The following is a 15175-nucleotide window of genomic DNA, read 5'->3' as shown; positions in this document are numbered from 1 at the left end:
ACATTACCTCTCAGTGAGTAGTGGTAAATAAAGCCAGACAACGATAGCGCATAACACGGCGCTGACCGTCAGGGTGACGCCCAGTGCTTGCCCCCAGCCGGAAAGTCCCAGCCCCAGCGCAATCAATACATAATAAAACAGGCCGAACAGTGCCCCCGCTGAGCCGCGGCAATCCGCATACGCGCTCAGCGCCGAGCCGAGCGCCACCGGGATCGCCATGGCAAACGCCATCGTCACCAGCGCCATCGGCAGCAGGAAAAGGAGAGTATGGCTGAGTAAAAGCACTCCGGCGCTGCCTGCGATATTCAAAAGACAGGCGACGATGACGACCAGAGGCAGGCGCTCACCCTGGCTGAGCAAGGAGCGGTTTACCAGCGAGCCAATGATCGAACCGGTTGCGAGCGCAATACCGCTATAGCCAAAAGCCTGTGCGTTAAGATGCAGCCGCGCAAAGATAAACGGTGCCAGACTGTAATAGCTGAACAGGCTGACATTAAACGCGGCGACGAGCAGGGCCGCCAGCCAGATTTTTTTATCCTGGACCATTCGACGGGCGACAGAACAAAACGAAACGTCAATATGCTGCGCCGGACGCGTCTCCGGAACGACCCACAGGCTACCGGCCAGCAGCACAAAAGCCAGCAACGCCAGCGCGAGAAAAACGCCGTGGAACCCCCAGCGGGATGCCAGTTCGCCGCCAACAGCTACCCCGATCGCAGGGCTGATGGCCAGAGCGATACCGATAAACGAAAAAATACGCGCAAGCTGATGCCCCTGAAAACGGTCGCGCAGCAGGGTTTGCGTGACCACCGATCCGGTGGCGGCCCCAAAGGCGGCAATCACTCTGGCGATGAGCAACAGACTGAAGTCACTGACCATTAACGCCATCACGCTGCCGAAGATATATATGCTTAACCCTGCCAGCAGAGCAGGTCTGCGCCCCCGCAGATCGCAGAGACGACCCCAGAACAACACGCCGACGGCAAATCCGACGAAATAGACCGACAGCGTTTGTGCCGCGTGCTCAGCATCAACCGAAAAACCCGCGCTGATGCTGGTCAGCGCCGGGCTATAAATGGTTTCCGCGATTTGCGGAAACATTAAGAGTGCGGCGATCATCACCGTTGCCGAACGGCTGAACATAGACACCTCCTGAAGAAAAGAGGCGCTATTGTAGGTAAACCGTTTTTCGCACATTATAAACATAGTGACTAAAAATAGCGGAAATCGGACAATATGGCCTGGCTGAGCAGCGACGCGGTATTTAACCCGGATACCCTGAATAATTCGGTGATCGGGATTTATGCTGAACTGGGCGACCATGATTCAGGATTGCACCAGCATGCGATGGCGCAAATGCTTTTCACCCGGCAGGGCTGCATACGCCTTACGCTCAATGACGGCGAGTTGCTGTGCCTGCTGCCGCCCACGCGCGCAGCGTGGATACCGGCAGGCGTCAGTCATCGCGCGGAAATGAAAAATAGCGTCGCCTATCGTTCCGTCTGGTTTCAACCGCATTGTTTTCTTTCACTCCCGAGCGAACCGGCCATTCTTAACGTATCGCCCTTACTGCGCGAGCTGCTTGAGCGCATTTCCGAACAGCCGTGGGATACCCGCTGGGACGAGGCGCCTTTTTGTCATCTTGCCGCGTTGTGCTGCGGTGAAATGGGTGCGGCTGCTCATGAGCCAATGATGCTTGCTCTGCCTAAGGATAAGCGTCTGGCGCACCTTTCCGGCACCACATTGCCGCCAACGTTGCAGCATCTGGCGGCCCACAGCGGAGCCAGCGAAAAAACGATTAGCCGAATTTTTCGCCGGGAAACCGGCATGTCTTTTCAGCAGTGGCGACAACAGTGGCGGCTGATGAAAGCGGTGGAACTGCTCTCAACCGGTCAGCGCATCACTGATACTGCGCAGGCGCTGGGGTTTGCCAGCGACAGCGCCTTTGTCAGTTTTTTCCGTACCATGACGGGGACGACGCCCGGAAAGTATTTCTCATAGCTATCATCATTTTTGCTCTTTATTTCACCTTTCCTCTGAACATCCAGAACACCAGGCTGTGATACAGCACCACCATCGGGATCACAAACGCGCTTCCCCACAGGACAAATCGCTGACTTTGCGCCGGGGCGGAGGCGTTTAAAAGCTGCATAAACATGGCGATTAACCTGGCTGATATATTTTCCGGCAATAGCCAGTAAAGCCCGCCAACGACCAGCAACCATAGCGGCAGCCCGAGACAAAAGAGTTTTACGCACTTATTGCCAGCCCTGCCGCCAAGCCGCCAGCGCAGCCACAGGCAGCCAGCCAGACCATAACCCCCGATGAAGATGCATCCGCCCAGTAGCGGGATGGGATGCAGCCAGGTAAAAGCGGTTGCCCGCGCGTTTGGGTCCAGCAAACAGCCCGCCATGGCGCCCTGGGTAAACGCGGCCACCGTGGAGGCAATAATATGCATAATATCAAGAAGCTGACGCGTGGAGGCACTGACATGGCTGCGATACTCCAGCGCCACGGCACGGAGTAATAACGTAAGCACCATGATAAAAACCGGCAGATATAACGCGGTAAAAATGTCGGCGTAAATCGCGGGGAAAAGCGCAATGAGCCCGGCGGCGAAGAGCACCAGCCAGGTCTCGTTGGCATCCCAAAGGGGGAGGATAGACGCCGCCATCCGCCGCCGATCGTCGTCATCGTGGAACAGGGCAAACAGCATACCGGTGCCGAGATCGGTGCCGTCCAGCGCCACATACATTAACAGCGTGAAGGCCAGCAGGCTGGCGCTGAGCAGCTCGGGCGACATCATGCACCTTCTCCTTCTCCAGGCCCGCGAGACGACGCTTCATAATGCGCCGCGTAGTGGAAGAAATAACGCAGGCCAAACGCAAAGACCGCGCTATACAGCACCACGATGCTCGCGGCCGAGGCGATCATCCACTCCAGCGGTATCGCGGAAAAGCCCGCGGCGGTACGCACCCGCTCCCAGACGAGCCACGGCTGGCGTCCCGTCTCGGTGACGACCCAGCCTGCCAGCATGGCGATAAAGCCAGACGGCGTGGCCAGCATTAGCCATAGCATAAACCGCGGGGCGTGAAACAGACGGCGGCGCAGGCGCAGGACCAGCGCAATGAGCGCGGTGAGCAGCATCAGCAGACCCAGCCCCACCATGATCCGGAACGCGAAAAAAACGATCGCGACGGGGAGTAAATCCTGTGCCGGGAATTCGCTCAGGCTGCGGATATGGCCGCTGAGATTATGCCGCAGATAGAGCGAGGCGATATCGGGGATCGCCAGCTCAAGCGCGTTGCGCTGCTCATCCTGCAAGGGGAGCGCAAACAGCCGCATCGGTTCGCCCTGGTTCGCGGGCGGCGGTTGCCATGCGCCTTCCATTGCTGCCACCTTCTGCGGCTGATACGCCAGCGTATTTTCGCCGTGCAAATCCCCCACCACCACCTGTACCGGCATCAGCACCAGCGCTGCCCACATAGCAGAGGAGACCATCAGCCTGGCCGACGCGGGATCGCGCTTACGCCTGAGTCGCCAGGCCCCGGTACCGGCAATCAGGAACGCCGTACCCAGCAGCGCGGCAAGCACCATATGGCTGAGCCGCCAGGGAAACGAGGGGGCCAGCAGAATGCTTATCCAGCTCTGCGGATGATAAATACCGTGCTCGATGTAATAGCCCGTCGGCGTATGCATCCATGAGTTAGCAGCGAGGATCCAGAACGCGCTGATCTCAGCGCCCAGTGCGACCAGGCAGGTAATCGTGAAGTGAAGACGCGGCCCGATACGGTCGATGCCGAAATACATCGCCCCTGCCAGCGCGGATTCGAGAAAAAACGCGATCAGCACCTCGTAGAACATCAGCGGGCCGATGATCCCGCCCACCTGCCGGGAAAACGGCCCCCAGTTGGTGCCGAACTGAAATTCCATTACCACGCCCGATACCGCGCCGACGGCGACCGTGAGAATAAAGATTTTCAGCCAGAAGCGGTACAGCGACATATAGCGCGGTTCGCGTTTCCACAGCCACATTCCCTCGGCCCATACCAGCCAGTGAGAGAGGCCGAGGGTGAATGCTGCCAGCACGATATGCATCCCGATAGTCAGGGCGAACTGCCCGCGGGAAAGCAGCAGGACCAGATCCTGATCAGGCATTGCTGCTTTTACCGGAATAGCGCGTAATGGGCTTGTCCGGTTCCTCCTGTAATGCGCTGGAAAATGCCTGAACGGCGTGAAAGAACGGCGCTGCTTTTTGCCAGGTGTCTTCGTCACCAAGCATTTTGATAAAGCCGGTTACGCCGGGAGCGGCTGATTTTTTCTCCGGCGCATCGTGTTTCTCCGTCATTGCCTGTACCCCACGGGTTAACGCCTTCAGCAGATGGTTAAACTGCTCCGGCGGGATTTTGGACAAGGCGACCAGCAGCAGCGACAGGTTCTGTACGCCAGTCTGCGTGCCGGGCTGGTTCAGGCCGTCCACCACGATTTTGGCGATTTGCGTATTGGCTTTCACCATGTCGTTGGCAAGACGTAAAAAACCGTGATGGTGCAGGTTTTCCAGTAAATCGCTCAGCGCGTCGCCTGCAGAGGGCTGCGTCTGCGCCGGGGGAACCTCGTAATTCATGCGTTCTGCCATCAGCTTTTCTCCGGATGTGACGTGTGTTGTGGGGGAAGGGTGTAGGTTGGCTGCTGCCATTTCACCTCAACGGGGAGGTGATCCAGCGGAGTACGCTGGCCGTAGCGGAAGTTATCTTTGGTTAGCGGCGATCCCTGTACCGGGCGATCGATTTTTTGCATCGATATCGCAATTTCTTTATACGCGGGAGTATTGACGTGCGGATCGTGATGCTCGCCGGTCAGCCCGTTAACGCCGGGCTGACCGTGATGGATGGGAATGAACAGCACGTTGCCGCCGGTGCGTTCGGTAATCAGCACCCGCACTTCCAGCGCGCCGCGCCGGGAGGTCAGGCGTACCCAGTCTCCTTCCTGTAATTGCCGCTCGGCGGCAAGCGTGGGGCTAACCTCGACAAACCACTCCGGCGATAGCGACAGCAGACGACCGCCGCGCCCGCTCTGGTTCGTCGACTGAAAATGCTCCAGCATGCGCCCGTTATTGAGCAGCAAATCGTACTGCGCATCTGCGGTCTCCTGGGGTAACCGCCACTCAAGAGGATAAAGGCGGGCTTTTTTATCCGGGAATTTGAAGCCATCGGTGTACAGCAGCGGTGTGCTGGTGCCGTCCGGCTTGACAGGCCACTGCTGGGACTGCCAGCCGCTGAGCTTGTCATAGCTAACCCCCGCAAAAGCGGTGGCGATGCTTGCCGCCTCCCGCATAATCTCCTTCGGATGCCGGTAGTACCAGGGGTGCCCCAGCCTTGCGGCCAGATCGGTGAGAATTTTCCAGTCCGGACGGGAATCCCCCAGCGGCGGTAGTACCTCATAGAAGCGTTGAATACGGCGTTCGGTATTCACAAAGCTGCCCTCTTTCTCCACCGACGGGCAGCCCGGAAGCACCACGTCGGCGAATTCCGCCGTGCGGCTCATGAAAATATCCTGTACGACCATAAACTCCAGGCGGGTAAAGGCTTCATGAACGTTATGCGAGTCGGCGTCAGAGAAGGCGGTCTCCTCGCCGATGATATACATGGCTTTAATCTTACCTTCATGGGCCTGCTGCACCATCAGGAAGTTATCCGCGCCGGCGTTATCCGACAGCGCCTGCGGTGAGACGCCCCAGGCGTTGGCCCATTTTTCGCGCATCTGCGGATCGGTGACTTTCTCATAGCCGGGATAAACGTTGCTCAGGCAGCCAAAATCGCTGGCCCCTTGCACGTTGTTATGGCCGCGCATCGGGTAGCCGCCGGTGCCGGGGCGACCGTAATTGCCGGTCACCAGCAGCAGGTTTGACAGCGCAGTGCTGGTGTCCGCGCCGTGGCTATGCTGGGTTATGCCCATTGCCCACAAAATACAGACCCGCTTCGCCTGGCCGATCATTTCCGCCACCTCGCGCAGCGCCTGCGGCTCCAGACCTGTTAGCTGGCTGACGAACTCCAGCGTGAAAGGCTGCAAACTCTTCTGATATTCCTCTGTACCGTTAACCTGCTCGCGCAGAAAGGCGTCATCGGCGTAACCGTGATCGAACATATAGCGCGACATACCCGACGCCCAGGCCAGGTCGGTTCCCGGACGGATACGCAAATAGAGGTCGGCGCGCTCGGCCATCTCATGTCGGCGCGGATCGACCACCAGCAGTTTTTGCCCGTTGTGTTTGTGCGCATGTTTAATGCGCGAGGCGATCACCGGATGGTTTTCTGCCAGGTTACTGCCCACCAGCACAATCAAATCCGCCTGCTGTAAATCGGTAATGCTGCCCGCATCGCCGCCGTAGCCGACGGTGCGAAACAGCCCTTCGGTCGCCGGGTTCTGGCAGTAGCGCGATGAGTTATCGACATTGTTGGTACCGAAAATCAGGCGGGCGATTTTTTGCGTCAGGTAAGCCTCCTCGTTGCTGGCTTTGCTGGAGCCGATAAAGCCGATGCTGTCGCCGCCGTGCTCGCGGGCGATGTCACCGAGTTTGCGCGCCACCAGATCCAGCGCCTCATCCCAGCTGGCAGGCCGAAAGCGGCCATTTTCGCGAATAAGCGGCGTGGTCAGACGTTCGTCACTATTGACAAAATCCCAGCCGAACTTGCCCTTCACGCAGGTAGAGATGCTATTGACCGGCGCATCCGCCACCGGCTGCACTTTCAGAATGTGACGATCGCGAGTCCACATTTCAAAACTGCATCCCACGCCGCAGTAGGTACAGACGGTTTTGGTTTTTTTAATTTCCTGCTGGCGTAACGCGACGTCGATTAGCGATACCCCGGTAATTGGCTCCATCCCGATACTGTTTTCCAGCGTTTTTACAAAATCAATTAACGGACGTTTCAGGTCCGTCGGCATACTGGTGAACGGCCCGGCATCGGGCTGCATGGTTTTTTCCAGCAGCGCATTACACGGACATACCGAGACGCAGTGCCCGCAACTGACGCAGCTCGATCCAGCGATGCGCTCCCCACCATCCCACAGCACGCGCGGATGCGGCTGGTTAAAATCAATGCTCAGAGTTTCATTGACCTCGACGTTCTGGCACGCCTCCACGCAACGTCCGCAGAGAATGCACTGGTCCGGATCGTAGGTGTAAAACGGGTTAGAGTGGTCTTTATCGGCAGGCTTGGGTTGATAAGGGTAAAACTGAATCGGCATATGCATATCGGCGACGGTATTATGCAGCGTACAGTCGCCGGTGTTGTGTTCGCAGACGGTACAGTACAGCTCGTGGCGGTTGAGCAGGCGATCCATCCCCTCCTGCTGCGCTGCCAGCGCGTCGGCAGGCTGCGAGTGGATCTCCATGCCGTCATGGGTGCGTAAGGTACAGCCACGGGTCAGCTCGCCCTGATATTCCACCCAGCAAACATCGCAGGTTTGCAACGGCGGCAGGGCAGGGTGGTAGCAAACGTGCGGCAGTGTCTTCTCATGCTTAGCCAGAAAATCAATGAGCGGCTCATCGGCCATGCCGCTCAGTTTTTCGCCATTCCAGTGGATCGTGCAGGGAGTACCGCTGGGCATTTCAGACCTCCGAAAGCCGCGCCATAATCGGCGGCGCGGGTGCGACATTGGTCTAAATGAGCTTAGTCAGTTCTGTCCGGCGCCGGATGCTTTACCAAAGTTTACATTACAAAGCGCGGGGTTTTAGGATTAATCCTGGTGGTGAGGCCGTGACTTACGGCTGCCATAACTGCTCTTTTCCGGACAGCTTTTTATTCAGGTAATACGCCGCGCTGATCAGCGCCAGATGGGATAATGCCTGTGGAAAATTGCCCAGCGCATGTCCCCAGGCGTCAAATTCTTCCGCATATAGCCCAAGATGATTGGCATATTTCAGCGCTTTTTCAAACTCTTCCCGTGCTTCACCCAGCCGGTCCGCTCTGGCGAGGCATTCGATATACCAGAATGAACAGGCGACAAAGTAGCCTTCTTCACCGTGGAGAGAATCCGCAGGCGTCTCACTGGCAATATAGCGACGCACCATGCCATCGCGCACCAGCTTGCGCTTAATCGCGTCGAGGGTGGCAAGCCAGTCGGGATCTTTGGCGCTGACGAAACGCAGTAATGGCATCAGGAGCATTGAGGCGTCCAGATCGGTGCCGTGACGGGTGGAGGTAAAATGGCCTCGCTTCTCGTTCCAGAAGTTTTCCCAGATATCTTCCCGGATGGCCTGCCGCGCGCTTTCCCAGCGCTGATACGGCATGGAGAGCGATCGCTTTGCGCCGAGGCGTAGCGCGCGATCCAGAGCGACCCAGCACATCAGTCGGGAATAGAGAAAATGCTCGGCTTCACCGCGCATCTCCCAGATCCCGGCATCGGCGGTATGCCAGATATCGCAGACGTGATCGACCAGTTTGATGACGTGCTCCCAGGCGCGATGGGGGATACCATCGCCATATTTAGTCGCCAGATAGAGGGTATCCAGCAACTCACCATAAATATCCAGTTGCCGCTGTTTATACGCGTCATTACCGATACGAACCGGCACCGACGCGCAATAGCCTTTCAAATGCGTGAGTTCTTCCTCATTCAGTTCGGTGCTGCAGTCCATACGATACATCACCTGTAATTTTTCAGGATCGAAGCGGCTGGCTTCCATGCAGCGACCCACCCAGCGGCCAAAATCGGCGGCCTCATCGACATAGCCCAGCCGGATCAGGGCATAGCAGCTAAAGGAGGAGTCACGTATCCACGCGGCGCGGTAGTCCCAGTTACGTTCACCGCCGAGCAGTTCAGGCAGCCCGAACGTAGCCGCCGCCGCAATGGAACCCTGCGCTTTTGAACTGAGCAATTTAAGCACCAGCGCCGAGCGGATCAGGATTTCATGCCAGCGCCCTTTGTATTTATTTTTATCCACCCATTGCTGCCAGTACGCTAACGTCTCCTGCTGACGCTGTATGACATCCTGTTTTTTCCAGCGCTTCACCTCATCACCGCCGAGAATGAAAAACGCCTCTTCACCCGCACGCAGGGTAAACGTGCTGTTCAGGAAGCCCTCTTTTTCCATTAACGGGATGGACGTTTTCAGGGTGATTTTATCGTCGTTCTCACCCTGCCAGACCACGAACGTCTTATTAACCTGCGGTGAGGGGGCGTGTCTGCCGTAGTCGAAGTTCACCCGACAGCGCAGGGTAATGCTGGCCTCTCCCTGATCGACCCGCAGACGGCGAATGATGCAGGGCAGTGCGTCGTGACTCTCTCTGATCGGCATAAAATCGGTTAATTCGACGATAGCGCCCTCAGAGAGCCAGCGCGTTTGTAACAGGTTACTGTCAGGCAGGTAAGACTGGAGGGAGCGCCACTGGTCGCCGTCCGGCGATAACGTAAAAACGCCCGCCCGTTCGTCATCCAGCAGCGAGACAAACAGAGAAGGGCTGTCCAGATTGGGCCAGCACAGGAAATCGATAGCGCCATCGGAAGTAATTAACGCGCAGGTGCGCAAATCACCGATGATCCCATGGTCGCCAATAGGCCTTAACGATTGTTTGTACTTATTCTTTTTCATATGAGAAAGAGCTTAGTACAGTGGGTGATAATTGAACAAGCTGCACAGCAATTTTTGACAAGTTACCTGGCAGGATGGAGTGGACATACGTTGATAGCATTAATGATAAATAATAAGCGCACTTACAAAGGAGAGGAATAATAATCAGACTTAATATTAATATGTAAATTACGTTGATAAATAATAGCCAGGTGAACTGTGGGTTTAGCGAGAAATAAAAGTTATACGGTTTATATCGGATGTATAACTATAAGGCATCGGCGCTATTTTTGTTGTGTTTTTTAAACAAATATAAAACATATTGTTATTGATTTTTACAAACCAATAACAACTAAATTTGGCTTTGTGAGCAGTTTCATAAATTTCACTTATCAGGTCGGGTATCATTTTTAACATAGTTGGCGAAAAGGCGGGCATCATGAATACAAACTATAAATTACATGAATTTCTTGATGTTGATCGTCTGCAAACGCTGCAAGATAATTTCAGTAAGTCAATGATGATTGCGCTGGTGGTTGTCGATCAGGAAGGCGTACCGGTTACCCGCCCGAGCGGATTTTCAGATTTTTGTGCCCGCTCCAGAATGAATACGTCATTGGCGCGCCATTGTTACGACAGTGACAGCGCCGGGGGGAGGCGGCAATGAAGGCAGGGAAACCTGTGGTTTATCGCTGCTACTGTGGTTTTGTAGAATTTGCTGTTCCTATCATGATTAACGATCATTACCTTGGCGCATTCATTTCAGGGCAGGTAAAAGTCGAAGAAGAAAAAGAACAATCTATTCCTTATATCCTTGATAACAATCGGTTGTGGCAGGAAAATCCGTGGCTTACCGATTTACACCATCAGTCGCAGCGAATGCCTTATGAGCGATTTGAGTCAACAGCGACGACGCTGCTTCATGTGGCCTCTTACCTCGTTGAACAGGCGCATACCAATAATATTCAGCGTGAGTTGCGGCAAAAAGATCTGGAATTAACCAATGAACTGCGTAAGCGTGTTGAGATTGAGCGCTCGTTGCATGAGGCAGAATTCAAAGCATTATCTTACCAAATCAGCCCACACTTTCTGTTTAACGTTCTAAATACTATCGGTCGTCTGGCCTTTCTCGAAGATGCCAACCGCACAGAAACCATGGTGCATGATTTTTCTGACATGATGCGTTATTTACTACGCAAGAATAATAATGGTTTAATCACCCTTGGTCAGGAAATGAATTATGTTAATTGCTATATGGCTATTCAAAAAGTCAGAATGAACGACCGTTTTGATTATATTTGTCAGATTCCTGAGCAATATAATAATGTCATTTGCCCTTTTTTGATCCTCCAGCCGTTAATGGAGAATTTCTTTAACTATGTCGTAGAGCCACGGGAAACTAAAAGTCAGATTATGCTGCGAGCGACTGACGATGGCAAGGATGTAATTATAGAAGTTATCGATAATGGTGATGGTATTTCTGCAGAAGGTATACAGCATATCCTCTCAGGCAACCAGAACCGACAAAAGGGAGGGATTGGTATTCATAATATTAAAAACCGTCTGCAACTTCTTTTTGGTGAAAGTTATGGTTTACAAATTACCAGTGCGCATAAGCCAACGCTGGGCACAACGATAAGAATGCGATTTCCTCTGTTACCCGCCTGATACCGGAGCGTGAGAATGTATAATATTGTTATTGTGGAAGATGAGTCGATTGAGCTGGAGTCGCTGAAGCGGATTGTCTCCCGATGCGTTGACAACGCTGTTATTCATGAAGCGTCAACGGGGAATAAGGCTATCCAACTTATTGATAACATGAGTAAGATAGACATGATGTTTGTGGATATTAATATTCCACTGCCAAACGGTAATCAGGTTATTGAGTATCTCAAGCAAAAGAATACCGATACCAAAGTTATCGTGACGACGGCAAATGATGATTTTGACATTGTGCGACATATGCTCAGTCTTAAGGTCGATGATTATCTGTTAAAACCGGTAAAGCAAAGCACGCTGACTGAGACCATACTAAAAACGCTCCAGATAGATGAAGCCAAAGCAACCGAAACGCGTGCATTAAGGCAAAATATCAGTGACCTGATAAACCACTGTGATTTTCCTGGCTGGCACACGTTTTTATTCAGCATTCTGGATGCTGCCTGGTCTGGTCGGGCACTCGGTGATGAGCGTTCAAAAACGATAATCAATATTCTGGAGTTAACACAGCAACATCTCGCCAGCCTTGGTGAAAAATTCGTACCATGCCGCAATAAAATTACTGGTATTGCTCAGGCTATTCATCATCAGGGAGTGACAACACAAAATTACTGGCAGATTATGAATCAACTGCTTGACGTCAGTGCGGCTATTTTTGATTTAATATTTAAAAGCGTTAATAGCAATATGGATTTTGTTGCCCGAGCGCAGTTTCATATTCAGAGAGGTATTCTTAATAACATTACGCTTGATGATATCGCGGCTAAAGCATTTGTCAGTCCCTGCTATTTAAGTCGTGCGTTTAAAAAGAGTACTGGCGCAGGTTTTTCTAACTATATTACAATGCGCAAAATAATGCTTGCGAAGTCGTTACTGCAATTTAGTGATTTGAAGGTCAACACTATTGCACTTGAACTCTCCTGGCAGGATGCGAATTACTTCTGTCGTATTTTCAAAAAAGAGACCGGGATCGCGCCGTCCGATTATCGCCGGGCTGTGTCGGGTGAAGCCTGTTAAGCCAGTAAGAACTTTTTTGCACTATTTTAGGTAGCCGCGCAAGAAAATCCGCTATACCGGCAAGATTGTGTCCTCCCTCGTTAAGGTGGGGCCGCTAAGATGAAATACTCTCTTAATACAGTGGCCCAGCCGTGGAAGATTTTCTTTTTACCTCTGAATCCGTTGCCGAAGGGCATCCAGATAAAATGGCCGATCAGATTTCAGACGCCATTCTGGATGCTTATCTGTTAAAAGATCCGACGGCTAAAGTAGCATGTGAATGTTTACTGAAAACAGGCGCGGTCGTCGTGGCAGGTGAAATCTCGTCAGACGTTAATATTGATATAGAATACGTGATACGCGCCACGGTTAAATCTATCGGTTATGACCACTCCGCAAAAGGGTTCGATGCTACGACCTGTGCCGTTATCAGCATGATCGGCAAGCAATCGCCGGATATCGCCAGCGGCATTCACGCTCTTGATCCTGAGCTTATCGGCGCGGGCGATCAGGGGATCACCTTTGGCTATGCCTGCAATGAAACACCGCAACTGATGCCTGCAACGCTGTTGTATGCCCACCGGTTGATGGAGCGTCAGGCGCTTTTGCGTAAAACGAATCGCCTTAGCTGGCTGTTACCGGATGCTAAAAGCCAGCTTACGTTGCGTTATCATGAGGGGCAGATCCTTGAGGCGGATACTGTGGTGGTATCCACACAGCATCGTCCTGAGGTTGCACTTGCACAGCTACGTGAAGCCGTTATCGAAGAGATCATTAAGCCCGTGCTTCCGGCGCGGTGGCTGACAGGAGCCACACGCTTTTTGATTAATCCTGCCGGACCGTTCGTTTACGGTGGACCTGCGGCGGATTGCGGTCTGACCGGACGGAAGATCATTGTCGATACTTACGGCGGTGCGGCTTGCCATGGCGGCGGCGCTTTTTCCGGAAAAGATCCCTCTAAAGTCGATCGTTCTGCGGCCTACGCGGCACGCTATGTGGCAAAAAATATCGTTGCTGCCGGGCTTGCGGCGCGATGTGAAGTGCAGCTCGCCTGGGCGATTGGCGTTCCGACACCCGTATCACTTCGTATCAATACTTTCGGTACTGCCCGGCTCGATCAACAACAACTGATTGCGCTGGTGCTACGCCATTTTGATTTGAGCGTGTACGGCATCATCAAACAGCTTGATTTGCTGGCACCACGCTATCGGCAGACGGCCTGTTATGGCCATTTTGGTCGCGACATTTTCCCATGGGAAAGCACTGATAAAGCAGCGCTGTTGCTGGATGCGGCAGGCTGCCATCGCACTCGTCATCTCACAAATTATATTTGAAGGTATCACAGGAGAAAGATATGTCCGGGCAGAGTTTAGGCTTAATTGAAACCGTCGGCCTGGCGGTGGCGGTAGAAGCGGCTGATGCCGCCATGAAATCCGCCAATGTTGAATTGATGGGATATGAATTAAGTAAAGGCGGCGGATTAGTCACCGTGAAGCTCACAGGCGAAGTGGGGGCGATTAATGCGGCCGTCGCGGCGGGTGTCGCTTCTGCCAGTAAAATTGGCAGCGTGTTTGCGTGGAAAGTTATTGCACGCACGGCGACGGGTATTGAGAACATGCTGAAATCGGATGAAACCTGCGGCCTGGAAACACAGGCACCTGTCGTCGCGTCTGAAGATCATCAAAACATCATCCCGGTATGGAATCTGGATGCTGCTAAGGAATCGTCGTCATGCGCAGAACTGACTGATGAAAAAGAAGAAAAAGCCTCTGCTGGTGCTGAAGAAATAACCACCAACGTTGAAGAGGATAACGGAAAAAAAGAAAGCCAATCAACGCGTCCGCGAGCCAGGAATACGCGGCGCTAAACCAGCACTTTTATTACGCCGCCTGAGGGCGGTTTTTTTATGCGATTCGCCGGAGAGCCAGCGGGTTAGCCACTGGCCCGGGGGATCAGAACAGCGGCACCATGGCGAAGAAACCGATCATGGCGAGAATATTAATCGCGCTGGTCATCAGGGCGATAGTCATCGCCGGAGGATCGATATGCGTATCGCCATGGATCAGAAACAGGCGCGACACCAGTTCCCCAATCAGGGCGCAAATAATGCCGGTGAGCGCAGCCCATAGCACACTGTGCGAAGCAACGGCAGCGAGCGCCGCCGGTAGCGCGATGTGGTGAGAGACCGGAACCTGGGTATTAAAGTGCAGGAAAATTAGCGACGTTGCGGAAATACCAAAAGCCAGTAATGCACCATTCACGCCAAATTTTATTCCCAGATAGCCGGCCAGCAAGCCCATTCCCAGACCGAGCACCGACAGCTGCGGAATACGGCTGTGATAGGGCATCCAGCATTTATCCTGCGGGGGATAGCAGCGACGAATACCGGCATCGGGTTTTCCCATCAGACCCGTTTTGCCGAATACCAGACGCGTAATTATTCCAGAAATCACGACCGTTAATGCGACGGTATCGGTCCAGGCGCTGCCCGAGGGGAGGGCAAACTGATTCAGTCCCCATGCAATAACGTAGCCCAGCGCGCCAAAAATGCCCCCTACCAGCAGGACGTCATACGCGCCCAGTCCGCTAAGTCCTGCGGTGATATCGCGTCCTGAAGCCAGTTTTCCTCGCTTCGCGGCCCAGGCTGTCGCGGCTACCCCGGCGGCAAACCCGCCGGTATGCGGACCAAACATCCCAAAAGGAAAGTCGATAAAATGGGTAGAACTGCCGGTGGTAATTTGTGCAACGGTCATGGCAATAACCAGTAATCCGACAAATTCAAATGCCGCCAGTGCGCCAATGGCTGCACCAAAAATGCCGCCGCCAAAGGCAACCAATATATCTAAAGCATTCATTAATAATAACCTCGGTAATATATAGGGTAAG

Annotated in this window: 11 protein-coding genes and 1 pseudogene; 5 read left to right on the top strand and 7 right to left on the bottom strand. The window is 53.7% G+C overall.

What is annotated here, in order from left to right:
* Positions 1-3: 3 nt before the first annotated feature.
* Positions 4-1143 carry a Bcr/CflA family efflux MFS transporter gene (locus tag ACMGGS_RS01575; protein ID WP_414164767.1) on the bottom strand — a complete coding sequence of 380 codons (1140 nt, stop codon included), beginning with the start codon at positions 1141-1143 and terminating at the stop codon, positions 4-6.
* 93 nt (positions 1144-1236) lie between these two features.
* Between ACMGGS_RS01575 and ACMGGS_RS01570 the strand changes: the two genes are divergently transcribed.
* Positions 1237-2001, top strand: a complete 765-nt coding sequence (locus ACMGGS_RS01570) for an AraC family transcriptional regulator (RefSeq protein ID WP_414164766.1) — start codon at positions 1237-1239, stop codon at positions 1999-2001.
* 19 nt (positions 2002-2020) lie between these two features.
* Here the strand turns inward: ACMGGS_RS01570 and ACMGGS_RS01565 are convergent, their stop codons facing one another.
* The 5 genes from ACMGGS_RS01565 to ACMGGS_RS01545 form a co-directional block, all read right to left on the bottom strand.
* The gene (locus tag ACMGGS_RS01565; protein WP_414164765.1) at positions 2021-2806 is read right to left on the bottom strand and encodes a cytochrome d ubiquinol oxidase subunit II; all 786 of its coding nucleotides are present in this window, start codon (positions 2804-2806) and stop codon (positions 2021-2023) included.
* Positions 2803-4158 (bottom strand): cytochrome ubiquinol oxidase subunit I, encoded by a 1356-nt coding sequence (locus ACMGGS_RS01560; protein WP_414164764.1) that lies wholly within the window; start codon positions 4156-4158, stop codon positions 2803-2805. The genes ACMGGS_RS01565 and ACMGGS_RS01560 overlap by 4 nt, the downstream gene beginning before the upstream one ends.
* Entirely contained in the window at positions 4151-4636 is a 486-nt protein-coding gene (locus ACMGGS_RS01555) for a DUF1641 domain-containing protein (RefSeq protein WP_414164763.1), read from the bottom strand. Before ACMGGS_RS01555 ends, ACMGGS_RS01560 begins: the two co-directional genes overlap by 8 nt.
* Entirely contained in the window at positions 4636-7611 is a 2976-nt protein-coding gene (fdhF, locus tag ACMGGS_RS01550) for a formate dehydrogenase subunit alpha (RefSeq protein ID WP_414164762.1), read from the bottom strand. The genes ACMGGS_RS01555 and fdhF overlap by 1 nt, the downstream gene beginning before the upstream one ends.
* Before the next feature lie 154 nt (positions 7612-7765).
* Complete coding sequence (locus ACMGGS_RS01545; RefSeq protein ID WP_414164761.1) at positions 7766-9595, bottom strand: glycoside hydrolase family 15 protein; 1830 nt, start codon at positions 9593-9595, stop codon at positions 7766-7768.
* Positions 9596-10013: 418 nt separating this feature from the next.
* On the opposite strand from ACMGGS_RS01545, the pseudogene ACMGGS_RS01540 reads away from it, so the two are divergent.
* The 4 genes and pseudogenes from ACMGGS_RS01540 to ACMGGS_RS01525 all read left to right on the top strand — a co-directional run bounded on the left by ACMGGS_RS01540 (position 10014) and on the right by ACMGGS_RS01525 (position 14156).
* Positions 10014-11242, top strand: a pseudogene (locus tag ACMGGS_RS01540) (PocR ligand-binding domain-containing protein).
* A gap of 15 nt (positions 11243-11257) precedes the next feature.
* Positions 11258-12310: a response regulator gene (locus tag ACMGGS_RS01535; protein ID WP_414164760.1), complete on the top strand. Its 1053-nt coding sequence runs from the start codon at positions 11258-11260 to the stop codon at positions 12308-12310.
* Positions 12311-12441: 131 nt separating this feature from the next.
* A complete protein-coding gene (gene metK / locus ACMGGS_RS01530) occupies positions 12442-13623 on the top strand; it encodes a methionine adenosyltransferase (protein ID WP_414164759.1) in 1182 nt (393 codons plus the stop codon).
* A 20-nt stretch (positions 13624-13643) separates the two neighbouring features.
* On the top strand, positions 13644-14156 hold the full coding sequence (locus ACMGGS_RS01525) for a BMC domain-containing protein (RefSeq protein ID WP_414164758.1): 513 nt from the start codon (positions 13644-13646) through the stop codon (positions 14154-14156).
* 85 nt (positions 14157-14241) lie between these two features.
* Here the strand turns inward: ACMGGS_RS01525 and ACMGGS_RS01520 are convergent, their stop codons facing one another.
* Positions 14242-15144: a permease gene (locus ACMGGS_RS01520; RefSeq protein ID WP_414164757.1), complete on the bottom strand. Its 903-nt coding sequence runs from the start codon at positions 15142-15144 to the stop codon at positions 14242-14244.
* Between the last annotated feature and the right edge of the window lie 31 nt (positions 15145-15175).

It is taken from the genome of Superficieibacter sp. BNK-5, assembly GCF_047456055.1.
Classification (GTDB): Bacteria; Pseudomonadota; Gammaproteobacteria; order Enterobacterales; family Enterobacteriaceae; genus Superficieibacter.
Note: the sequence above shows the minus strand (reverse complement) of the source record. Positions and strands in the feature narration are given on the sequence as shown.